Raw genomic sequence first — 22587 nt, 5'->3', positions numbered from 1 at the left:
AAGCGCTCGTTGCCGGGTTATTGCTTTTTGTTATTCAGCGCCCATTTCTTTCAGCAGGTTGTCTGCGTGGTCGATGTGTTTCATGTTCCACAGCATGTAGCGCAGGTCGACCTGGATCGAGCGGGTGTTGGCCTTGTTGTAGTCCCAATCGGAAATGATCGAGTCCAGCGTGCCATCGAAGGCCAGGCCGATGAATTCGCCTTTCGAGTTCAGCGCAGCCGAACCGGAATTGCCGCCGGTGATGTCCAGGGTCGCCAGGTAGTCGACCGGCACGGTTTTCAGCTTCGGATCGACGAATTTACCGAAGTCCTTGGCTTTGATCGCGGCCAGTTGATTTGCCGGTGCATTGAACTCGCCCTGGCCCGTGGCTTTGGCCACCACGCCATTGACGGTGGTGAACGCGGTCCAGGTGGTGCCGTCGGCACCATGGTCACGGCCGGCAACGCGGCCGAAGGTGACGCGCAGGGTGCTGTTGGCGTCAGGATAGACGGCTTGGCCTTTGCTCTTCATGAAGGCAATTTTTGCTTTCATGTAGTTGGCGTAGGCTTGCTGGATCTTGCCTGCCAGTTCTTCGTCTTCCGCTTCGTTTTTCAGCGAATCCGGGTACATGGCGACGGCTGCCTGGATGAAGCTGTCCTTGCTGGCCTGGAATTCGGCTGGCGTGCGTTTCAGCCATGCTGCGCGCTCGGCCTTGTCGGCCAGCTTGCTGCCCGCATACAGTTTGTCCAGGGCGGCGGACAGGTCGGCTGGCGACATGCCGTCCTTGATGCCGATGGCGGCGTCAAAGCTGGCGCGGCGCTGTGCTGCCGGTTGCGCGGCGTACTTGGCCAGGCTGTTCAGTACCAGCGCCTTGTCGACTTTTTCATCGTAGGTGCGTTCGACCGAGGTGATGCCCGCTTCCAGGCGTGGCAAGTCGCGCGACTGGTAGCCGGACTTGCGTTCCGTATCGGCCTTGGTGCTTTCGTTGGACAGGCGGTACAGGCTGCGTGCCGTGTTCAGCAGGCGTGGCTGTGCGTAGCCCAGGAAGAAATCGCGCTTGGTGTCGGCATCGCGCTCGGCGATCAGCTTTTCCACTTGCTCGATGTCGCCGGCAAATTCCGCCTTGCGGGCAGCATTCGCGTTGACCCAGGTTTTCAGGGCTTCATGTTCTGCCGTCTTGCGTGCCAGGAAGTCGCTGCCCGCGTACGAATCGAGCATGCCTTGGCGGTTCTTGTAGTAATTGTTCACGCCAGCCACCTGGCCCGCGTATTTCAGGGCAACATCCTTGTTGTCCTTGGTTTCGCGCGCGATGATGGCCAGGGTTTCGCCCGACGCTTTCACGAAGGCCGGGTAGTTCCAGTCAAACGTGAACGCCACTTCCGATGGCAGGCGGTGACGGTTGGTGCGGCCAGGGTAGCCCAGCGCCATGACGAAATCGCCTTCTTTCAAGCCATCCTTGGCCAGTTTCAGCACGTGTTTTGGCTGGTATGGCACGTTGTCCTTGCTGAAGTCGGCAGCTTTGCCGTCTTTGCTGACGTAGGCGCGGTAGAAACCGTAGTCGCCCGTGTGGCGTGGCCACATCCAGTTGTCGGTGTCGCCGCCGAACTTGCCCACGCCGGCAGGAGGCGCGTGCACCAGGCGCACGTCGCGGATTTCCAGTTGCTTGATCAGGTAGAACTCCAGGCCGCCGTAGTAGCTCGACACGGTGCAGCGGAAACCTGCTTCTTTTTCGCATTCGGCGACCAGTTTCTTCTGGTTTTTCTCGATCGCGTCGATGCGTGCCTTGCCTTGCAGCTTGGCTACGTCGGCGGTGATGATCTTGTCGCTGACATTGGTCACGGCGGAGGTGACGAAGATGCGGCTGCCTGGGGCGGCCGGCAATTCTTCAGCGAACGTCTTGGCCAGGAAGCCGTTGGCCAGCAAATCGCGCTCCTTGGTCGAATTGACCGCTACGCTGTTGTAGACGCAATGGTGGTTGGTGGCAACCAGGCCTTGCGGCGAGACGAACGAGGCTGAGCAACCGCCCAGGCTGACGATGGCGCCCATCGGGAACTCGGTCAGTTTGGTCAGGGTGGTCGGATCGAGTTTCAGTCCGGCCGCTTTCAGTTCCTTGGCTACTTGTGGCAGCTGTTGGGGCATCCACATGCCTTCGTCGGCGTGTGCGAAGTTGCTCAGGATAGCGAGCGCGATTAAAGATTTTTTCATTCGAGTTCTAGTCTTTTACATGAAGGGAAGTCGGAACCAACGTGTACCCAGTGTTTTTTCTCAGCGGGCGACCTAGAGTATCCGCACCGAACTCGCACTAGTCAATCACATTTTCCCGGCGGCATGTTTGTAGTTGCTTGTTTAAATAGCACTATTTTCGACATCACAGGGGGAGAAAGTGGCTGCCAGCGGGCATTTTCCCGTGCCGCGGCTGTGGTATTGTCCATACAATTGTCCTGGCAGCAATAAAAATGGCCGGGCGCCTGCGCGGCCCGGCCATTTGCGGATGTGCTGCTTTTGGTCTGCTTAGCGTATTTTGCCGCGGCGCAAAAGATTCACGATGCCCAGCAGGATCACGGCGCCCAGGAACGAGACGAGCAGCGAAGACAGGCTGAAATTGTCGCTGTTGATGGTACCCGTGCCGAACAGGGGCGCCAGCAGCCAGCCGCCCAGGAAGGCGCCGACGATACCGACGACGATATTGAGGAAGATGCCCTGTTGCGCATCCGTTTTCATGACCATGCTGGCCAGCCAGCCGATGACACCGCCAATAACGATCCAGATAATGAAATTCATGTAATCCTCCGCGCGATGGATGAGTGGTTGTGCCAGAGCGGTGCGGCCTGCACGTCATGGCAAATTGATACTGATGCCGCACGATAGAAAAGTCCAGCGGATTCGCATGGCGCATGCAAAAGCCCGCCTGGCTGCGGGCAGCGAGGCGGGCTTGTCATGCGGCAAGGCAGTGTTTAATCGGCCTTGATGGCTTCCACCTGGATGGCCAGCTTGACTTCCGGCGAGAACGCCGGCATGCCGTAGTTCAAGCCAAAGTCGCTGCGCTTGAATTCTGCAGTGGCATCGGCGCCGCACACTTCACGCTTGTAGCGCGGGTGCATGATGCACTTGAACTTGCTCACGTTCAACTTGACGGGCTTGGTCACGCCCAGCAGGGTCAGTTCGCCATCGACTTCCACCAGCTGCTCGCCGTTGAACTTGAGCGACTTGCTCTTGTAGGTGATTTCAGGGAACTTCTCGACGTTGAACATGTCCGCTTTCTTCGCGTGCGTGTTCATGGCGTCCAGGCCGAAGTCGATCGAATCGGCATCGATGACGAGGTCCAGGCTGCCCGCCTTGGCGGCGCGGTCCAGGGTGACCGTCCCCTTGGTCTTGTTGAACTTGCCGCGCCACACGGACATGCCCATGTGATCGGCTTCGAAGCTGGGGAAGGTGTGCGTCGGGTCGAGGTTGTAGGTGTCGGTAGCGGCCATGGCCGAACCCGCGCCGGCGGCTGCCAGCACGGCGATCATCAAGTGCTTAAGTTTCATCAATATCCTAAAAAGAATCGGTTGGTGGTGTGATTTTAATCAGTAGCGGTTGAAAAACGTTCAGGGCAAGGCGCCTTGCCGAAGGCAGTACGAATAGTACGACGAGGCAAGAGCAACGCAGCCATGGACGTTTTCTCAGGTGTTACTGCGCGGCGACGTGGAACTTGATGGTGACCTCGTCGGCAACCATGCTCGTGTCTTTCCACTCGCCTTCGCCGATGTTGTAGGTCAGGCGCTTGATCGGCAGGGCGCCGTCGAACGCATATTTGCCGCCGTCGGCTTTCACCGTCAGGGGGAAGGTCACGTCGGTGGTCTTGCCTTTGATGCTCAGCTTGCCGCTGACCGTCAGCTTGCCCGCGCCGGCGGCCTTGATGCTGCTCGAGACGAAGGTGGCTTTCGGGAACTGGGCCGCGTTAAACCATTCTTTCTTGGCCACTTCCTTGTTGTATTCCGGGTCGCCGATATCGATGCTGGCCGTCTCGATTTCCACCGATGCTTTCGACGCGTCCGGCGTGGCCGGGTTGTAATCGATGGCGATATTGAATTTCTTGAACTTCGCTTCCACGGGCACGTTCATTTGCTTGAACACGGCCGACACGCTGGTCTTGGCGGGGTCGACTTTCAGCAGGGTGGCGGCGGTGGCGGCCACGGACAGGCCCAGCAGGGAAGCGAGGACGATGCGTTGGGTGGTTTTCATCTTATTTTTCCTGGAGTTTCAGTGAGCAAAGCAGATTAAGAAGGGCTTGGAACGCCGGACAAAACCGCAAATCGCGACGCGCAGCAGGTTTGGTTCGACGTTCTTATGGCAGCATGCGTTTCAGTACGCCATCGCGGTCGATGAATTGGTGCTTCAGCGCCGCCAGCACATGGGCGGCCACGGCGGCGGCCATCGTCATGTTCAGAACATAATGAATCTCTTTTAAAAGTGGCTTAAGTTCCGGGTTTGGCGCCATGATGACGGGCAGCTGGAACAGGCCCAGGTAGACCACGGGCACGCCGGCGGCCAGGGTGTACAGGTAGCCGGAGACGGGCACGGCGAAGATCAGGATGTATAACAGCACATGCATGGCGTCGGCCGCCTTCTTTTGCCAGGCCACCATGCTGGCAGGGTGCGGCGGCGGCACGTTGGCCTTGCGCCACAACAGGCGGATGGCGGCGATGGCCAGCACGGTCACGCCCAGCCACTTATGCCACGAGAAATATTTGAGTTTGGTGGGCGTCAGGCCGGGAATATCGACCATGACCAGGCCCATGACGAAGGCGCTGATGATCAGCAGGGCGGTCAGCCAGTGCAGGATGATGGCGGTGGTGGTGTAGCGTTGCATCGACGGCTTTCTTGAAAGTAGTACGTGTTAGGACTAATTCGGCCTAATATACCAAAGAAAAGCAAATTGCGCTGCGTGCTGCAGATTCTACAAGAAAGATTGCCGGAAAAACCGCGGGGCGGGCAGCATTTGTGTGCTGGCCGCCCCGTGGGAGTGGGATCGTGAAGATCCCCATGTGGAAACTGCTTAGATGGCTTTGGCCAATTGCGCGGCGATACCGATGTAGTTAGCCGGCGTCATGGTCAGGAGCACGTCCTTGGCATCCTGCGGAATGGCCAGGCCATTGACGAAGGTTTGCAGCGCTTCTTTCGAGATGCCCTTGCCGCGCGTCAGCTCTTTCAGCTGCTCGTACGGGTTTTCGATGCCATAGCGGCGCATCACGGTTTGCACGGGCTCGGCCAGCACTTCCCACGTCGCGTCCAGGTCTTGCGCCAGGCGCGCATGGTTCACTTCCAGCTTGTTCAAGCCGCGCAGGCAGCTGTCATAGGCCAGCAGGGTGTAGCCGAGGCCCACGCCGATGTTGCGCAGCACGGTCGAATCGGTCAGGTCGCGCTGCATGCGCGAGACGGGCAGTTTTTCCGACAGGTGTTTCAGCACGGCGTTGGCCAGGCCCAGGTTGCCTTCCGAGTTTTCGAAGTCGATCGGGTTGACTTTGTGCGGCATGGTCGAGGAACCGATTTCGCCCGCTTTCAGTTTCTGCTTGAAGTAGCCCAGCGACACGTACGTCCAGATGTCGCGGTTCAGGTCCAGCAAGATCGTGTTGGCGCGCGCGAAGGCGTCGAACAGTTCGGCCATGTAGTCGTGCGGCTCGATCTGGATGGTGTACGGATTGAACACCAGGCCCAGGCGCTGTTCGATGACGGCCTTGGAGAAAGCCGGCCAGTCGAAGCCGGGGTAGGCGGACAGGTGGGCGTTGTAGTTGCCGACGGCGCCATTCATCTTGCCGAGGATTTCCACTTGCTCGATGCGTTTCACGGCGCGCTGCAAGCGGGCCACGACGTTGGCAAATTCCTTGCCCAGGGTGGTCGGGCTGGCCGTCTGGCCGTGCGTGCGCGACAGCATCGGCACGTCCGCATTGTCGTGCGCGATTTGCGTCAGCTTGGCCACCAGGCCGTTCAATGCCGGCAGCATCACGCCATCGCGGGCCGCTTTCAGCATCATGCCGTGCGAAGTGTTGTTGATGTCTTCCGAGGTGCAGGCGAAATGGATGAATTCCGACGCCGCCACCAGTTCCGGCACGTCCGCCACTTGTTCCTTCAGCCAGTACTCGACGGCCTTGACGTCATGGTTGGTGACCGCTTCGATGGCCTTGATGCGGGCCGCGTCGGCTTCCGAGAAGTCGGCTGCCATCTTGTCGAGCAGGGCGCTCGCTTCTGCCGAAAAAGGCTTGATTTCGGCGAAACCGGCTTGCGACAGCGCTTGCAGCCAGGAGATTTCCACCTTCACGCGGTGGTGCATGAAACCGGCTTCGGACAGGATCGGGCGCAGCAGATCGGTCTTGCTGGCGTAGCGGCCATCGAGCGGAGACAGGGCCGACAGCGTGGAATACGGAGTAGTAGAAGTCATGAGAGCGGACGCAAGTTAAAGAAACGGTTGGCGTGTGGCGCGCGGGGAGGGCAGGGCTATTGCAATACAGCAACACTGACGGCGCCACAGTAAAGGGCGATTTTACCACCGCTGGCCGCTGGCCAGCCGTCCGTTGGCCGCCGGCACGCCGCTTTTGGACCGAATCCGGCGCCGATGCGGCGTGCCTGCCACACCCGCCGGGCCGCCGGGCGCGTGCTGCCAAACAGCGCTGCCGCCGATGCTATACTGCTTGCTGCTCCCCTACCTTAAAGTACCTATGAAACTGATCGGTTCCCTCGCCAGCCCGTATGTCCGCAAAGCCCGCATCGTGCTGGCGGAAAAAAAGCTCGACTATGTCTTCGAGCTGGAAAACGTGTGGGTGCCGGAAACCCGCATCGCCCAGGCCAATCCCCTGGGCAAGGTGCCCTGCCTGGTGATGGAGGATGGCAGCACCTTGATCGATTCGAAAGTCATCGTCGAATACCTCGACACGCTCACGCCCGTGTGCAAGCTGCTGCCGGCGGGCGGCAATGGCCGCGAGCGGGCCGATATCAAGAACTGGGAAGCGCTGGCCGACGGCATTCTCGACGCGGGTGTGCTGGTGCGCCTGGAGCGCACGCAGCGCCCGCCCGAGCAGCAAAGCGCGGCCTGGATCGCGCGCCAGCTGGACAAAGTCACCCTGGGCCTGGCGGCGCTGGAAGCGCGCCTGGGCGAGAGCGCATATTGCGCCGGCAAGAACTACACCCTGGCCGACGTGGCCGTGGGCTGCACCCTGGGCTGGCTCAGCTTCCGCTTCCCGGAAATCGACTGGCGCGCCGATCACCCCGCGCTGGCGCGCCTGTTCGACAAACTGTCCGAACGGCCATCGTTCAAGGATACCGTGCCGCAGTAAAGGCACGGACGTAAAAAAACCGGCGATTGCCGGTTTTTTTATCTGCCTCGAAGAAAAATTACTCTTCAATCGCCATCTGGCTTTGCAGGTAGTTCTGGATGCCGACTTTGGCGATCAGGTCGATCTGCGTTTCCAGCCAGTCGATATGTTCTTCCGTATCTTCCAGGATCATCAGGAACAGGTCGCGCGAGACGTAGTCGCCCGCTTTTTCGCTGATGGCGATGCCTTCCTTGACGGTGGCGTGTGCGGCGCGTTCCAGCTTCAAGTCGCATTCCAGCATTTCCGGCGTGTTCTCGCCGATCAGCAGCTTGTGCAGCGCTTGCAGGTTCGGCAGGCCGTCGAGCATCAGGATGCGGTCGATCAGCTTGTCGGCGTGTTTCATTTCGCCGATCGATTCTTCGTATTCCTTCTTGCCCAGCTTTTCCAGGCCCCAGTGCTTGTACATGCGCGCATGCAGGAAGTACTGGTTGATGGCCGACAGTTCATTGGTGAGCTGTGCGTTGAGCATGCGGATGACTTCTTTATCGCCCTTCATGGGATTTCCTTTGTTCTGTGTCGCGTTCGATGATGAAACCGGAGGCTGCTGGCGTTCACTGCCGGGTGGCGCTGGCTGCCTGGTGGCGCGCAGGTTGCCGGTTTCGCTATGCCCGCATGATAGCGCAAAATATGGGCGATTTCGGGCGGTAAACGGCATTTTTCCGTCTTTTTAACGTAAATATCGTGCGAATAAAACCCATTCTCAAATGGATTGCCACATTTTTCCGTTTTTTATTTGCCAAGGAAAATGATGGCCATTCTCATTCGCGTTCCTGGCGCTTTTTTGCTGCTGCTGGCGCGCCTGCATGGCCGCGCTGAAAAGGCGGGAAATGTTGCTCCGTTCTTGCTTTTGTGTCTTCTTGGCCGCTGCCGGCGATGCGATAATCAGGCAGCGATATTTACTGAAAAAGGATAGCAAGATGATGCTGCATATACCCGGCGTGCTGACGCCGGAACAGGTCACGCAGTTTCGCCAGCGCCTGGCGCAGACGGACTGGGTCGACGGGCGCGCCAGCGTCGGGGCGCAAGGCGCGCAAGTCAAGCGCAACCGCCAGCTGGCGGAAGGTTCGCCGCTGGCGCTGGAACTGGGCGAGATCGTCAGCCGCGCGCTGATGGCCAATCCCCTGTTCTTTTCCGCCGTGCTGCCGCTGCGCATCCTGCCGCCGTTCTTCAACAGCTATGCGGGCGGCGAGCACTATGGCCTGCATATCGACGGCGCCATCCGCACGCCGAAAAACGGCATGCAATCGATGCGCGCCGACGTCTCGTCGACCGTGTTTTTGAGCGAGCCGGACGAGTATGAAGGCGGCGAGCTGGTGGTGGTCGACGCGTATGGCACGCATGAAGTGAAATTGCCGGCCGGCGACGTGATCGTGTATCCGTCGAGCAGCGTGCATCAGGTGCTGCCCGTCACCAGCGGCGAGCGCATCTGCTCCTTCCTGTGGACGCAAAGCATGGTGCGCGAGGATTGGAAGCGCAGCATGCTGTTTGAGCTCGATCAAAACATCCAGAGCGTGCGCGGAGAACACGGCGATTCGCCGGCGACGGTGGGCTTGACGGGGCATTATCACAACCTGCTCAGGATGTGGGCGGAGATGTAGCGCGCAAAAAAAAGTCTGCCTGGCCCGGGGATGTAGGCTGGCAGACTGAAACAAGCAGTTGCTTGACTGGTACAGAAAACAGGGCGCAAAAAAGCAAGCAGGGCACAGGGTGCGGTGCTTGCGGGCTGGCAGCGGCGCAAGGGCCGCCGGAAGGCTAGCTCAGTTGGAAGGTCAGCGGTACTAACACGTACACGGGAACAGGCTTGCCGTTTTCGATCATCGGCTTGAACAGCGCGCGCTGGGCGGCCTGGCGGCCCGCTTCGTCGAGGTTGCCGTAGCCGGTCGATTTATGGATCAGGATTTGCTCGGGCAAGCCCTTTTCATTGATCAGGATGCGCAACACCACGGTGCCGCTTTCGCCCAGGCGGCGCGACAGATTCGGGTAGATCAGTTGCGGCGCCTTGATGTATTCGACGCTGCTGACGGTGCGCGGCGTCGACGGCGCCGGAGGCGTCGGCGACGGTGTCGATGGCGCTGTCGGTGCGGCGGTGGCAACCGGTGCCGCTTCGGCGCGCGTCGGCTGCGGCGGCGTGATCGTCGGTTCGCTCGGCGCCACGGCGATCAGCGGCAGCGGCGGGATCACGGCGCGCGGCACGGGGGCGCTCAATTCCACGGTTTTCGGTACAGACGGCGCCGGCGGCTTGGGCGGCGCCGGCGGGGCGATGATGCTGATGGTGGTGATGGTCGGCATGGCCGCCGTGACCACACGGCTCAGCAGGCCGCTCTGGATGGCGTAAAAGCCGGCGATGTGCAGGACGACGATGGCCATCAGCGGCGCGAATTTGTTGCGCTTCTTGTCGAAGTCGGCAAATTGCTGCACGGCCTGCACCGTTACGGGCGGGGGCATCATCGTCATGGCGTTCATCGCTTTCTTTAGTTTGTCAGTACAGCTCGCATCAATACGGTTTCTTGCAGCGCCACGGTGGCGTTCAGGTGATCGTTCAGCACTTCCCGCGCGCAGGTGTGGCATTTGCCGCAGCAGGTGGCCACGCCCAAGTCGCGGCGCAGTTCGGCCATGCTGGACAGGCCAAGATCGACGGCTTGACGGATTTCACGATCAGATATGTTGTTGCAGACACATACAATCATTGATACACCTTCTGGCTGGAGGATGAACAGACACTAGTGCTGGAAAGCATTGTTGCTAGTGTTTTAATGAGAATCATTATCATTACGTTTCATTGTCGCGCAAAGCGGGGGACAATGCAAGTGATTTTGATCAAGTGTGCGGCAGTTGGCGGCTTGGCGCCGCAGCTTCACAGGCCATGTTTCCGAATGACGCAGCCCTTGATGGGGGCGGCTCTCCGGGCTAAATAAAAACTATTCGCATTCATGTTTATAATGCTGGTATTGTCTCGGACGGTCGCCGTCTGGACAGATTGAATGGCCGCTTGTCGGTAATGCGCAACAGTTGCGTTTTACCTCACAAACCTGGAACCGGTGCGAGGCGCCTTGCGCCGTCGCCGGTATCAGGTGTTCTTAATTTGAACGGAATTTGCTCATGACTCTAGTTCCACCCATGATGACACTCGATGCGCTGGCAGTCGGCCAGAGCGGCACGGTGTTGCATATCACGCCCCACACGGCAGGACAGACGGAGGACGGCGTCGACCTGGCCCGCCGCTTGATGGAGCTGGGGTTCGTTCCCGGCGAACGAATCCGCATGCTCAAGCGCGGCATTCCCGGCGGCGATCCGCTGGCCATCAAGGTCGGCAATGCCACGTTCGCACTGCGCCGCTTCGAAGCGGCGCTGATTACGATTCAACCGCTGCTTCAACCGGAATGACCATGGGTGCTGTCGAAACTATCGTGGATGCAGGCGTGCACAAGCCGCCGCATCAGCCACAAATTGCCTTGCTGGGCAATCCGAACTGCGGCAAGACCGCCCTGTTCAACCGTTTGACGGGCGCGCGCCAGAAAGTGGCGAACTACGCCGGCGTGACCATCGAGCGCAAGGAAGGCCATTTCACCTCGCCAGCCGGCAAGCCCGTGCGCCTGCTCGACCTGCCGGGCGCCTACAGCCTGTCGGCCACCACGCCCGATGAAGCCATCACGCGCGACGTGGTGGGCGGCTTGCGCCGCGGCGACCCGCGTCCGGACGCCATCATCTGCGTTGTCGACGCCACCAACCTGCGCCTGAATCTGCGCCTGGTGCTGGAAGTCAAGCGCCTGGGCCTGCCCATGTTGCTGGCCCTGAACATGACGGACGTGGCGCGCAAGCGCGGCATGCTGATCGACACGGTGAAACTGTCGCAGGAACTGGGCATGCCCGTGGTGGAAACCGTGGCGGTGCAGCACGATGGCGAAAAAGCCTTGCTGAACGCCATCGACGCCATGCTGCCGCTGCCGGCCGTGGAAGCGAAACCGCTGGCGGCCATCGATGCTGTCACCGTCGAAGAAACCCAGCGCGAAGTGCGCCGCATCCTGTCCGCCGTCAGCAATGACACGAGCGACAAGGGCAACCTGACGGAAAAGATCGACGACGTGGTGCTGCACCCCGTGTTCGGCCCCATCATCCTGGCCGTGCTGATGTTCCTGATCTTCCAGGCCGTGTTTGCCTGGGCCGCCACGCCGATGGAAATGATCACCGATGGCGTGGGCCACCTGGGCGCCGTGCTGACGGCGAACATGCCAGACGGTCACCTGAAAAGCCTGCTGGTGGAAGGCATCATCGGCGGCGTCGGCAGCGTGCTGGTGTTCCTGCCGCAGATCCTGATCCTGTTCTTCTTCATCCTGAGCCTGGAAGACTGCGGCTACCTGCCGCGCGCCGCCTTCCTGCTGGATCGCCTGATGGGCGGCGTGGGCCTGTCCGGCCGCGCCTTCATCCCGCTGCTGTCGAGCTTTGCCTGCGCCATTCCCGGCGTGATGGCGGCGCGCACCATCCAGAATCCGCGCGATCGCCTGGTGACCATCATGATCGCGCCGCTGATGACGTGTTCGGCGCGCCTGCCCGTGTATGCGCTGATCATCGCCGCCTTTATCCCGGAACGCCAGGTATGGGGCTATCTGAGCCTGCAAGGCCTGGTGCTGTTCGTGCTGTACTTCGCCGGCATCATCTCGGCCATGGCCGTGGCCTGGGTCATGAAGCGCGGCATGGGCGTGCGCGGCAACCAGCCGCTGATGCTGGAATTGCCCGCCTATCACTGGCCGCACCTGCGCAACCTGGCCGTCAGCCTGTGGGAGCGCGCGAAGATCTTCCTCACGCGCGTCGGTACCATCATCCTGAGCCTGATGATCATCCTGTGGTTCCTCAGCACCTTCCCCGGCGCGCCGGATAACGCCATCCACCCGCCGATCTACTACAGCCTGGCCGGCATCCTGGGCCGCGGCCTGGAAGTGATCTTCGCGCCCATCGGCTTCAATTGGCAGATCTGCATCGCGCTGGTGCCGGGCATGGCGGCGCGCGAAGTGGCCGTCGGCGCCCTGGGTACCGTGTATGCGCTGTCGCAAACGGGCGACGCGCTGGCCACCACGCTGGAGCCGCTGATCGCCCATTCGTGGTCGCTGGCGACCGCGCTGTCCTTGCTGGCCTGGTATGTGTTCGCGCCGCAGTGCCTGTCGACGCTCTCCGTGGTCAAGCGCGAGACGGGCGGCTGGCGCTATCCGCTGCTGATGGCCGGCTACATGTTCGCGCTGGCGTATGCCGCCTCGTTCATCACGTACCGTGTCGCCCTGATGCTGGGCGCTTAGGAGAAAACCATGTGGCAAACCCTCATCGTCGCCCTGATCGTCGCAGCCGCGCTGTTGCATTTTTCAACCAAGTACCTGCCGGCGGGCGTGCGCCGCGCCATCGTGCGGGGCCTCGTGCGCTGCGGCCTCGATGAAGCGAAGATGTCGACCTTCTTCAAGGTGGCGCCGGGCTGCGGCAGCGGTTGCGGTTCCTGCGGCTCGTGCGACAGCCCGTCGCCGCCGTCAAGCGCGCCGCCAGCCGATGGCAGCAGCAAGCGCGTGATACTGATGCAGGTGCAGCGCTAATTGCAGTGTAGCCACGGGCGCGCCCGTGGGCTACACTGGGCTTTCCGCATGGCAAGGAGTGGCAATGGCGATACTGTTGATCTTCATGTTTTTGTTTGCGGTCGCCACCTGGCTGCTGGCCAGCCGGCGCGGCCGCCACGGGGGACTGTGGTTCGGCATCGGCCTGTTTCTCGGACCGTTTGCCTTGCTGGCGGTGGCGGCCTTGCCGCCCGTGCCGGCGCGCTGACCTTGTATGATTAAAACCCGCAAGCGCGGGTTTTTTTACGCCTGCGTATCCGCGTGGCGCAGCCGGTACTGGCGCGGCGAGCAAGCCATGACGCGCTTGAAGGCGTGGCTGAAGGCGCTGTCGGAATCGTAGCCCAGCGCCTGCGCGATCAAGGTGACGGGTGCGCTGCCGCCCTTCAGGCGCCGCGTGGCCAGGCGCATGCGCCAGCGCAGCAGATAGTCGAGCGGCGTTACGCCCACCCGCTTCTTGAAGTGCAAGGCAAAGGCGGAGCGCGACTGCCCCGCGACGGCAGCCAGCTGCGACAAGGTCCAGCGCCGCGCCGGTTGCGCGTGCATGGCCTCGATGGCGGCGCGCAGCCGTGGATCGGCCAGCGCGAACAGCCAGCCCACCGGGTGCGAGGCCTGCGCTTCAAGATACTGGCGCAGCATTTGCAGCAGCATCATGTGGCCAAGGTGGCGCGTCATCAGCGCCGCGCCGGGCGCCGTCGCCTGCAGTTCCTGCGCCAGCCGTTGCAAGGCCCAGTGCAGCACGCTGGCCTGGTCCGTATCGCCGCGCACGTGCAGCAGCGGCGGCAGGCAGTCGAGCAGGATGGCTGCTTCGTCGCCAAAGTGGAAGCGTCCGCCGATGAGGAAGAAATCGTGCTGCGGCGCGCCGTGGCGGGCCACGCCCTGCTGCGTGTGCCGGTACACTTCCAGCGCTGGTGCGGCCGGCAAGCCGGGCGTGCTGGCCAGGGTGAACGCGCGTCCCGGCGCCAGCAGGAAGCAGTCGCCCGTCTGCAGCTGCACGGGAGCGTCGATGCCCGCGACCGTCAGCCAGCAAGCGCCTTCGATCACGGCGTTGAACTTGATGCCGTCCGGCGGCGGAAAATCGATGGCCCACTCGCCGCCCGCCTTCAGGCCGGCAAAGTAGGAGCTGCGCGTATCAAACAGCGAGAGTACATCGGAGAGCAAATCCATGGTGGCGGCAATTCTGGACGATGGCGATAGTATTGCGGATTTTACGCCATTCACCGTCCAGAACTGCTCGCGCAAAATACGCATGTCGCCAGCCATCCCGCGCTGGCCACCCACATGCAGAGGCAGACATGACATACGGCGATCACAGGCAAATTCCCCTTCATTCCGGCTTCGGCGCGGCCACGACCGCCAGCGAGGTGCTGGCCGGCCGCGACCTGTCCGGCGTGCAGGCCATCGTCACGGGCGGCGCGTCGGGCCTGGGGCTGGAAACGGTGCGCGTGCTGGCTGGCGCCGGCGCCAGGGTGCTGGTGCCGGCGCGCGACCAGCATCAGGCGCAAGCGGCCCTGTCCGGCATGGCTGGCGTGGAGGTCGCGGCGCTCGACCTGCTCGATCCGCAATCGATCGACGCATTCGCGGCCGCCTTCCTTGCCACCGGCCGCACCCTGCACCTGCTGGTGAACGGCGCAGGCATCATGGCCACGCCCTTGCTGCGCGATGCACGTGGCTACGAGGCGCAGTTCGCGACGAATCACCTGGGGCATTTCCAGTTGACGGCGCGCCTGTGGCCCGCCTTGCTGCAGGCGCAGGGCGCGCGCGTGGTGTGCGTGTCGTCGCTGGGACACCGGCAGGCGGGCGTCGACCTGGACGACCCGCATTTCCTGCGCCAGCCGTACGATAAATGGCGCGCGTACGCGCAGTCGAAAAGCGCCAATGCGCTGTTTGCCGTGGAGCTGGACCGTCGCGGCGCGGCGCACGGCGTGCGCGCCTACTCGCTGCATCCGGGGGCTATCCTGACGCCGCTGGTGCGCCACCTGGACCAGGATGATTTGCGCAGGGTGGGAGCGCTTGACGATGCGGGCCACGTGAATCCGCCGCCGCAGTCGGGTTTCAAGAATGTGGCGCAGGGAGCGGCCACCACCGTCTGGTGCGCCACCAGCGCGCAGCTTGAGGGCATTGGCGGCGTGTATTGCGAGGATGGCGATATCGCCCCCTTGGTGGAGGACGACAGCATGGGGCCGGGCGTGCGGCGCTGGGCCATCGATCCCGGGCAGGCAAGCCGGCTATGGATGCTGAGCGAACAGATGACGGGCGTGCGCTTCGATTGCGACGCGGCATAAAAAATGCCGGGCAAGGCCCGGCATGTGCAGGAGGGGGCGTGGCTTTACGCCTTGCCCGCCAGTTTTTCCACTACGGGCACCAGCGCGGCCGGACGGCAGCCGAAGGCGGCCAGGCGGCCTTGCGCCTTCGGCGCCAGGTCCAGGTCATACGGCAGGCGGCCCGCCACCAGCCACAGTTTATCCTGCGGCAGGGCGTCGACGAGGCGTCGCTGGCCGTCGACGAACATGGCGTTATACGTTTGCAGCACGATCTGCTGCGCGCCTTGCGCAAAGGCGATGGCTGCATTGACTTCGTCGTCCAGCGCCTCGGCCGACAAGGCGTACTCGCGCACGTCCAGGCCCGCTTCGAGCAGCGCCGGCAGCATCGAGCTGCGCGCTTCCTTGTTGCGGCCCAGCGCCACTTCGTCGATTTCGCTGCGCGAGCGCACTTCCACCGTCAGCAGGGTCACGGGCAGGCTGGCGTCGAGCGGGCGGTAGTCGCCCTGCACGCGCAATGCCGCTTTTTGCAGCAGCTGCGACAGGGCCATGGCGGCCGGCTGCATCAGCGCCGGCGGCGTGAGCGGGCGCGTGCGCCAGTCGCGCACGGCGCGGTTGCGCTTGAGTTCAGCCACGCGGGCACAAGCGGCGTCGATGCGGGAGAGCGCGATGTCGCCGCGCTCCACGGCGGCGATGACGGCGTCGATGGCGGCCGTCTGCTGTGCTTCGCGGTGCGAAATGAGGACGATGTCGGCGCCTGCCTGCAGGGTGGCGATGGCGCCCTGGGCGATGCCGATGCCGTCGGCAATGGCCGCCATTTCCAGGCAATCGGTAATGACGACGCCCTGGTATTTCAACTCGCCGCGCAGCAGGTCCGTCAGCACGCCTTTCGACAGGGTGGCCGGCACGCTGGTGTCGGCCTCGAAGGCGGGGAAGACCACGTGCGCCGTCATGATGGCGTCCACGCCGCCGGCAATGGCCGCGCGGAACGGCGCCAGTTCCACGGCGCGCAGGCGTTCCTTGTCGTGCGGGACCAGGGCCATGGCGTAATGCGTGTCGGTGGCCGTGTCGCCGTGGCCGGGGAAGTGCTTGGCGGTGACGGCCATGCCGCTGGCGCGCTGGCCGCGCATGGCCGCCATGCCGTAGTCGATGACGGTGGCGGCATCCTCGCCATACGCGCGCACACCGATGACGGGGTTGTTGCGGTTGTTGTTCACGTCCAGCACGGGGGCGAGCAGCAGGTTGATGCCCACCTGGCGCATTTCATCGCCGCTGATCTGGTTCATGCGTTCGCAGTCGTCGATGGAGCCGGCCGCCTGGAAAGCCATCGCCGCGGGAATCGGCGTGACGCCCTGCTCGATGCGCATCACCATGCCGCCTTCCTGGTCGATGGAGATGAGCAGCGGAATGTCGGACACTTCCGCGTTGATTTCCTGCAGTTCGCGGCACAGGGCGGACACTTGCGCGGGCGTATGCACGTTGCGGCGGAACAGGATCACGCCGCCCACCTTCTTGTCGCGTATCAAGGTCTTGATATGCTCGTCCGCCTGCAGGGCGTCGAAGCCCACCATGAATAGCTGTCCTACTTTCTCGCGCAAACCCTGCTCCATGCTGCAACTCCTCCGGTATTCATTCTGATGACGACAAGTCCGTATTGTGGCCCGCGGCGGCGCAATGGAGCGCTCACCGGAAAGCTGCCTTGGTTTTGACCTTATTTTGGTATTGTATTGGATTTGGGTTTTTGCGCAAGTGGTTATTAAGTGGTATTGCTCAACTTGCGCAAAGCCGGGTTCAATCCAGGCGCTGGAACGATGCCGATTGCGCCTTCGGCCAGTACAGGCCGAACACGGGCGGCAGCTGCGGCAGCTGGCTCGGGTCGAGCAGCTGGCCCGCTTCGAGGAAGGGCAGCAGGGCCGAGGCCAGTTTCACCTGGTTCGGCGAGATGCGCCGCACCAGGTGGTGCGGGCGCAGTTCCTGCGGATGCGCCAGGCCGGCGGCGGCGATCAGTTCGGCCAGCGCCTTCATGGTGTTCTGGTGGAAGTGCGCCACGCGCGAGATCTTGTCCGACACCACCAGCGCGCGCTGGCGCTGCGGGTCTTGCGTGGCCACGCCCGTGGGGCAGCGGTCCGTGTGGCAGCTTTGCGACTGGATGCAGCCCAGCGCGAACATGAAGCCGCGCGCCGAATTGCACCAGTCGGCGCCCAGCGCCAGCAGGCGGGCGATGTCGAAGGCCGTGATGATCTTGCCCGAGCAGCCGATCTTGATCCTGTCGCGCAGGTTGGCGCCCACCAGGGTGTTATGCACGAGCACCAGCGCTTCCTGCAGCGGCGTGCCCACGTGGTCCGTGAATTCCAGGGGCGCGGCGCCCGTGCCCCCTTCGCTGCCGTCGACGACGATGAAGTCGGGCGTGATGCCCGTTTCCAGCATGGCCTTGACGATGGCGAAGAATTCCCACGGGTGGCCGATGGCCAGCTTGAAGCCCGTCGGCTTGCCGCCGGAGAGCGTGCGCAGGCGGTCGATAAAGTGCAGCATTTCCAGCGGCGTGGAAAAGGCGCTGTGCGCCGCCGGCGAGACGCAATCCTCGCCCACCATCACGCCGCGCGTGGTGGCGATCTCGATGGTCACTTTCGGCCCCGGCAGCACGCCGCCGTGGCCCGGCTTGGCGCCCTGCGACATTTTCAGCTCGATCATTTTCACCTGCTCCGAGCTGGCGTTGGCGATGAAGCGTTCCTCGGAAAACGTGCCGTCCTGGTTGCGGCAGCCGAAGTAGCCGGAGCCGATTTCCCACACCAGGTCGCCGCCGTTTTCGCGGTGGTAGGGGCTGATGCTGCCTTCGCCCGTGTCGTGCATGAAGCCGCCGCTGCGCGCGCCGCCGTTCAGGGCCAGGATGGCGTTGGCCGACAGGGCACCAAAGCTCATCGCCGAGATGTTGAAGACGCTGGCCGAATACGGTTTTGCGCGCGGGCAGTCCGGATGGTTGCCGATGTCGATGCGGAAGTCGTGGCCCGTCACCTTGGCGGGGGCGATGGAATGGTTGATCCATTCATAGCCAGCTTCGTACACGTCGAGCTGGGTGCCGAACGGGCGCTTGTCCGTCTGCTCCTTGGCGCGCTGGTAGACGATGCTGCGCTGGCTGCGCGAGAACGGCGTCGCTTCGCTGTCGCTTTCCAGGAAATACTGGCGGATTTCAGGGCGGATGCTTTCAAAAAAGAAGCGGAAATGCGCGAGGATGGGGTAATTGCGGCGCAGGGCGCGCTTCGTTTGCAGCAGGTCGCTGATGCCGACCAGGGTCAGCGCGCCGGCCAGCACGGGCAGCCAGTAGTGATCGTAGTAAAACAGGGACAGGACAAAGATGGCTGCCGTCGCAATGAAGGTCAGGTAGCGAAATGGTACTAGGTGCATGGGCACTCCGGGGAAGTCAGGCTGATATTGCTGAGTGTACCGGTGATTTGTAGATCTTGCTGACTGGCAAAGTGTACTGTCAGAGTGACGCTATCCATACGTGCGACACCTGACAAAACCGTAGCGAGCGGTAGCAATTTGTGGCCGAGAAGCGCAACCGTACTTTAGTACGGTGAGCATCGCCGGCCGCAAAGCGCGACGCGCAGTATGTTTGGTCAGGTGTTCACCGTTGTGCGGCGCGGATGCGCTCGACCCGTTCGGTGCTGGCCGGATGGCTCGACAGGTACGGCGTGCCGTGGTCCAGCTTGCCCAGGGCGACAAACACTTGCGCCAGGTGTTCCAGCGGGATGCCGTTCTGGCGCAGCATGGCGATCGCGTAGTCGTCCGCATCGCGTTCCACGTCGCGAGAATACTTCAAGTCCAGCAGCAGCGGCGGCAGGGTCGCCACCACCGTCGACACGTCGCCGAACAGCAGCGCGGCGCCGGCGCCCACGGCCGAGGTCTGGATGATGCGCCGCGTCAGGTGGCGCTGCTGCAAATGCCCCAGCTCATGCGCCAGCACGCCCATGATGGCCTGGTCGTCCGGCAGCAGTTCGATCATTTCGTCGGTCAGCACGATGTCGCCGGACGGCAAGGCAAACGCGTTCGGGCCGATCTTGCTCTTGCGAAACACGATACGGTGCTCGGGCGTGCTGTCGCCGGGCGTGGCCAGGCGCGCGAACTGGGCGCGCAAGGCTTGCTGGCGCGCGCCATCGAGCTGGCTGGGCGCGAATACATGGCGGTCCAGCATGTCGAGCACGCCCTGGCCCAGTTGCCGTTCGACCGACTGCGGCAGGGTATACGCGATGCCCTTGGCCGCCAGCGGCAGCAGGTATTGATAGCTGAGCCACAGGGCCACGATGGTGGCCACGGTGGCCAGCAGGGCGCCGCGCCAGCTTTGCTGCAGCCGCACCACCCAGCCGTCGCGGTGGCCCGTGTCGTGCAGCAGGCTGTTGAAGGCTGCCTGGTCGGCGATTTCCAGGTAGGCGCCGTCGGCAAAGCTGACCTTGCGCACGGCGTGGCTGCTGCGTTCGGACACGTGCAGTTCGCCCAGCGGGCAGCTGCGCTCGATGTCGCCGGCCAGCACGGCCTGGCCATCGCGCACGCTGAGCGTGACGTGGTACAGGCGCGAGGTCTGGCCGTCGAAATAGCGCGCGGGCACGGGGGCCGCACCCGGCGCGTGGTGATCGAGCGTCATGCTACAGCGACAGGTCGAAGTCCAGCAGGTCGACCACGCCTTCGCCCGTGGCCGATACTTGCTGGCCCGTGGCGGCGACGAATTCGTCCAGGCTGCCGTGCACCAGCATGGACGTCGCTTCCAGGCGGTACTTCAGCCAGCGCACGTGGGCGAATGGCGTAAACAGGCCCAGGGTGACGACGATGCCCAGCAGGTTGCTCAGCATGACGAAGGTGGTGCGGCCCCACGTCAGCTGCGACTGGAACTGGTGCTGCTGCAGGCGCGTATTGTTCCAGATCAGGTTCTGGATCATGGTCAGGAACAGCGGCAGCACGGTGAACGCCCACAGGTACAGGGCGCCGATGGCAAACAGCAGGCTGCCAACCTTGGTCTTGTCATTCGCATTGGCCGCAAACGAGGCGAACACGCTGCCGAAGACGACGAAAATCAGGACCAGCAAGCCGCCCAGCAGCAGCGCGAAGAACAGCAAATAGGTCTTGTAGAAGCTGCCGACCGTGGCGTCAAAGCTGAAATGGGTGGCGCCGAAACGGCTTTGCGTGTGCTGGAAGCGCTTCAGGCGCTGGTGCAGGAAAGGCGTCATCAGGCCGCCCGTGAAGGTATTCAGGATGGGCAGCCACAGGAAGTACTTGTAGGCTTCCCTGGCGCTGCCGCCAAAGCCGAAGCGGATGCCGCGGTAGCTGGTGTTGTACAGCTTGAATTGCAGGCTTTTCCAGACCAGCCAGGGCAGGATGGCGGCCAGCAGCACGAACATCAGCAAGCCCACGATGGGCGAGACCTGGAAGGCGATGTTGTAGCCGGCGATCAGCACCACGGCGGCGATGCGGCCTTTCAGGATGGCGACGGCGTTGCCGTGGTATTCGAAGCTGCCGCCCGCCAGGTGGGTGCTCGAATAAAAGTAGCGGTTGCGGCGCACCTTGGCCCAGGCGGAATAAATGCCCAGGGTGACGATGCTCAGCAGCAGGTTGACGATCCAGATACGGAAGTATTCGCTGCCGGTGGCACTGAAGGTGATGGCTTCTTGTCGGGGAGTAGTGTTGTTTGCGTCGAAATCCACAGGGGTTTCCTTACTTATTGGAAACAAAACAAGATAAGGGATTATTGAAAAGTTATCAATTGAAAATACTGTTTTTCGCAATATTTTCGTCGATTCGCTTGCGCTGACCCGATCCGGCCATCCCCGGCTATACTGGAACTCAACCATTGTTACCGGGAAAACCATGATCGTCGTCCACCATCTGAACAATTCGCGCTCGCAGCGCGTGCTCTGGCTGCTCGAGGAACTGGGCCTCGACTACGAGGTCAAGCGCTACCAGCGCGACCCGAAGACCATGCTGGCACCCGCTTCGCTGAAGGCCGTGCATCCGCTGGGCAAGTCGCCCGTGATCACGGATGGCGCCAACACCATCGCCGAATCGGGCGCCATCATCGACTACCTGGTCGAGCGCTACGGCAATGGCCGATTGATCCCGGCGGCGGGCACGCCGGACAAGCTGCGCTGGACCTACTGGCTGCATTTCGCGGAAGGCTCGGCCATGCCGCCGTTGCTGCTGAAGCTGGTGTTCGACAAGGTCGAGTCGTCGCCGATGCCGTTTTTCGTCAAACCCATCGCGCGCGGCATCGCCAGCAAGGTCAAGAGCAGCTTCATCATGCCCAATATCAACAGCCAGCTGGCCTATATGGAAGCGGAGCTGGAAAAAACCAAATGGTTTGCCGGCAATGAGTTCACGGCGGCCGACATCCAGATGAGCTTTCCGCTGGAAGCGGCGGCCATGCGCGGCGGACTCGACGAGCGCCTGCCCAAGCTGACGGCCTTCCTGCAGCGCATCCATGCACGCCCGGCCTACCAGCGCGCGCTGGAAAAAGGCGGGCCCTACGATTTCGTCAAATAAGGGGCATTCAAGGCCGATGTGCGGGGAACCATACGGTAAAATGCCCGATTCAACCAGTATCCACTTACCGCATGGCCAGACTCCTCGCTATCGACGGCTTGAATATCGTACGCCGCGTCTACGAAGCCAGTCCTGAACCCGATTCCGACCTGAAGGCGGAGATCGCGCTGCGCCATGCGCTGTCGTCGTTCCGCACCCTCATCAACGACCACGAGCCGACGCACATCCTGCCGGCCTTCGACTTTGGCGGCCCCACCTGGCGCCACGCCCTGTATGCCGGTTACCGCGAGGGGCGCCAGCCCATGCCGCAGGTGCTGCGCGACGCCTTGCCCGGCTTTTACGCCACGCTGGCCAGCTTCGGCATGCACGTGGTCAGCATTCCCGAAGTGGAAGCCGACGACGTGATCGGCACGGCCGTCATGCGCTGGCTGCACGAGGGGCGCGGCGCGGCCGTCATCGCCACCACCGACAAGGATTTGCACGGCTTGATCGCCCACGGCGCACTCGTGTGGGACCATTTCAAGGGCGTCTGGCACGACCACGCCTGGGTCGAGAAAAAGTTCGGCGTGCCGCCGGACCTGCTGCCCGACCTGCTGGCGCTGATGGGCGACGTCACCGACAGCATCCCCGGCGTGTCGAAGATCGGCCTGAAGACGGGCGCGAAACTGTTGCGCGCCTACGGCAATATCGATGCCGTGATGGCGGGCGCGGGCATTTTGCCGGGCGCGCTGGGCGAAAGCCTGCGAAAAGAGCGGGAAATACTGTATCTTTCAAGAAAGTTAGTGGCGCTGAAAACGGATGTCACGTTAGGCGTGACCTGGAACAAGCTCGTGTGGGAAAAATAGAGCTCTTTTGGCCAGAACACGGAATAAATCAAGC

The 22587-nt window shown here is 62.5% G+C and carries 24 protein-coding genes; 9 read left to right on the top strand and 15 right to left on the bottom strand.

The window, feature by feature from the left end:
- Positions 1-30 precede the first annotated feature (30 nt).
- The 6 genes from O3300_RS23090 to purB all read right to left on the bottom strand — a co-directional run bounded on the left by O3300_RS23090 (position 31) and on the right by purB (position 6400).
- Positions 31-2184 (bottom strand): S46 family peptidase, encoded by a 2154-nt coding sequence (locus tag O3300_RS23090; RefSeq protein WP_099666231.1) that lies wholly within the window; start codon positions 2182-2184, stop codon positions 31-33.
- Positions 2185-2490: 306 nt separating this feature from the next.
- The gene (locus tag O3300_RS23085; protein WP_071075198.1) at positions 2491-2760 is read right to left on the bottom strand and encodes a GlsB/YeaQ/YmgE family stress response membrane protein; all 270 of its coding nucleotides are present in this window, start codon (positions 2758-2760) and stop codon (positions 2491-2493) included.
- Between the two features lie 173 nt (positions 2761-2933).
- Complete coding sequence (locus tag O3300_RS23080; RefSeq protein WP_077408818.1) at positions 2934-3509, bottom strand: YceI family protein; 576 nt, start codon at positions 3507-3509, stop codon at positions 2934-2936.
- Positions 3510-3651: 142 nt separating this feature from the next.
- Positions 3652-4206, bottom strand: coding sequence for a YceI family protein (locus O3300_RS23075; protein ID WP_034778891.1), 555 nt, complete (start codon positions 4204-4206; stop codon positions 3652-3654).
- Positions 4207-4309: 103 nt separating this feature from the next.
- Positions 4310-4834, bottom strand: a complete 525-nt coding sequence (locus O3300_RS23070; protein ID WP_046684510.1) for a cytochrome b — start codon at positions 4832-4834, stop codon at positions 4310-4312.
- A gap of 186 nt (positions 4835-5020) precedes the next feature.
- The gene (gene purB, locus O3300_RS23065; protein WP_128141671.1) at positions 5021-6400 is read right to left on the bottom strand and encodes an adenylosuccinate lyase; all 1380 of its coding nucleotides are present in this window, start codon (positions 6398-6400) and stop codon (positions 5021-5023) included.
- Between the two features lie 277 nt (positions 6401-6677).
- Here purB and O3300_RS23060 point away from each other — a divergent pair, with 277 nt between their 5' ends.
- A complete protein-coding gene (locus O3300_RS23060) occupies positions 6678-7292 on the top strand; it encodes a glutathione S-transferase N-terminal domain-containing protein (RefSeq protein WP_099666233.1) in 615 nt (204 codons plus the stop codon).
- A gap of 58 nt (positions 7293-7350) precedes the next feature.
- On the opposite strand, the gene bfr is transcribed toward O3300_RS23060, so the two are convergent.
- Together bfr and O3300_RS23050 are read right to left on the bottom strand one after the other, a co-directional pair.
- Positions 7351-7827 (bottom strand): bacterioferritin, encoded by a 477-nt coding sequence (gene bfr / locus O3300_RS23055; RefSeq protein WP_034745609.1) that lies wholly within the window; start codon positions 7825-7827, stop codon positions 7351-7353.
- A 204-nt stretch (positions 7828-8031) separates the two neighbouring features.
- On the bottom strand, positions 8032-8247 hold the full coding sequence (locus tag O3300_RS23050; protein WP_305054217.1) for a hypothetical protein: 216 nt from the start codon (positions 8245-8247) through the stop codon (positions 8032-8034).
- Between the two features lies 1 nt (position 8248).
- Here O3300_RS23050 and O3300_RS23045 point away from each other — a divergent pair, with 1 nt between their 5' ends.
- Complete coding sequence (locus O3300_RS23045) at positions 8249-8929, top strand: Fe2+-dependent dioxygenase (protein WP_077408815.1); 681 nt, start codon at positions 8249-8251, stop codon at positions 8927-8929.
- A gap of 154 nt (positions 8930-9083) precedes the next feature.
- Here the strand turns inward: O3300_RS23045 and O3300_RS23040 are convergent, their stop codons facing one another.
- Both O3300_RS23040 and O3300_RS23035 read right to left on the bottom strand, forming a co-directional pair.
- Positions 9084-9785, bottom strand: coding sequence for an energy transducer TonB (locus O3300_RS23040; RefSeq protein ID WP_077409313.1), 702 nt, complete (start codon positions 9783-9785; stop codon positions 9084-9086).
- 17 nt (positions 9786-9802) lie between these two features.
- Positions 9803-10018, bottom strand: coding sequence for a bacterioferritin-associated ferredoxin (locus O3300_RS23035; protein WP_034745611.1), 216 nt, complete (start codon positions 10016-10018; stop codon positions 9803-9805).
- A gap of 412 nt (positions 10019-10430) precedes the next feature.
- Between O3300_RS23035 and O3300_RS23030 the strand changes: the two genes are divergently transcribed.
- From O3300_RS23030 to O3300_RS23015, 4 genes are all read left to right on the top strand, one after another.
- Positions 10431-10715, top strand: a complete 285-nt coding sequence (locus O3300_RS23030) for a FeoA family protein (RefSeq protein WP_077408814.1) — start codon at positions 10431-10433, stop codon at positions 10713-10715.
- A gap of 2 nt (positions 10716-10717) precedes the next feature.
- Complete coding sequence (locus O3300_RS23025) at positions 10718-12619, top strand: ferrous iron transporter B (RefSeq protein ID WP_251351323.1); 1902 nt, start codon at positions 10718-10720, stop codon at positions 12617-12619.
- Between the two features lie 9 nt (positions 12620-12628).
- Positions 12629-12904 (top strand): hypothetical protein, encoded by a 276-nt coding sequence (locus O3300_RS23020; RefSeq protein ID WP_305054216.1) that lies wholly within the window; start codon positions 12629-12631, stop codon positions 12902-12904.
- Between the two features lie 64 nt (positions 12905-12968).
- Positions 12969-13130 carry a hypothetical protein gene (locus O3300_RS23015; protein WP_161784184.1) on the top strand — a complete coding sequence of 54 codons (162 nt, stop codon included), beginning with the start codon at positions 12969-12971 and terminating at the stop codon, positions 13128-13130.
- A 35-nt stretch (positions 13131-13165) separates the two neighbouring features.
- Here O3300_RS23015 and O3300_RS23010 read toward each other — a convergent pair whose 3' ends face one another.
- On the bottom strand, positions 13166-14086 hold the full coding sequence (locus O3300_RS23010; RefSeq protein ID WP_305054215.1) for an AraC family transcriptional regulator: 921 nt from the start codon (positions 14084-14086) through the stop codon (positions 13166-13168).
- A 128-nt stretch (positions 14087-14214) separates the two neighbouring features.
- Between O3300_RS23010 and O3300_RS23005 the strand changes: the two genes are divergently transcribed.
- Positions 14215-15204 carry an oxidoreductase gene (locus O3300_RS23005; protein ID WP_305054214.1) on the top strand — a complete coding sequence of 330 codons (990 nt, stop codon included), beginning with the start codon at positions 14215-14217 and terminating at the stop codon, positions 15202-15204.
- Between the two features lie 44 nt (positions 15205-15248).
- On the opposite strand, the gene nagZ is transcribed toward O3300_RS23005, so the two are convergent.
- From nagZ to O3300_RS22985, 4 genes are all read right to left on the bottom strand, one after another.
- The gene (gene nagZ, locus O3300_RS23000) at positions 15249-16790 is read right to left on the bottom strand and encodes a beta-N-acetylhexosaminidase (protein ID WP_305054213.1); all 1542 of its coding nucleotides are present in this window, start codon (positions 16788-16790) and stop codon (positions 15249-15251) included.
- Positions 16791-16971: 181 nt separating this feature from the next.
- A complete protein-coding gene (locus O3300_RS22995) occupies positions 16972-18582 on the bottom strand; it encodes an FMN-binding glutamate synthase family protein (RefSeq protein WP_289912715.1) in 1611 nt (536 codons plus the stop codon).
- 223 nt (positions 18583-18805) lie between these two features.
- Positions 18806-19819, bottom strand: a complete 1014-nt coding sequence (locus O3300_RS22990; protein ID WP_305054212.1) for a M48 family metallopeptidase — start codon at positions 19817-19819, stop codon at positions 18806-18808.
- Between the two features lies 1 nt (position 19820).
- Positions 19821-20873: a YjgN family protein gene (locus O3300_RS22985; RefSeq protein ID WP_305054211.1), complete on the bottom strand. Its 1053-nt coding sequence runs from the start codon at positions 20871-20873 to the stop codon at positions 19821-19823.
- 163 nt (positions 20874-21036) lie between these two features.
- Here O3300_RS22985 and O3300_RS22980 point away from each other — a divergent pair, with 163 nt between their 5' ends.
- On the top strand, positions 21037-21708 hold the full coding sequence (locus tag O3300_RS22980; protein WP_099666242.1) for a glutathione S-transferase: 672 nt from the start codon (positions 21037-21039) through the stop codon (positions 21706-21708).
- A 71-nt stretch (positions 21709-21779) separates the two neighbouring features.
- Positions 21780-22553 (top strand): 5'-3' exonuclease H3TH domain-containing protein, encoded by a 774-nt coding sequence (locus O3300_RS22975; RefSeq protein WP_305054210.1) that lies wholly within the window; start codon positions 21780-21782, stop codon positions 22551-22553.
- Positions 22554-22587 lie beyond the last annotated feature (34 nt).

Source organism: Janthinobacterium sp. SUN206, from assembly GCF_030587305.1.
Classification (GTDB): Bacteria; Pseudomonadota; Gammaproteobacteria; order Burkholderiales; family Burkholderiaceae_D; genus Janthinobacterium; species Janthinobacterium kumbetense.
Note: the sequence above shows the minus strand (reverse complement) of the source record. Positions and strands in the feature narration are given on the sequence as shown.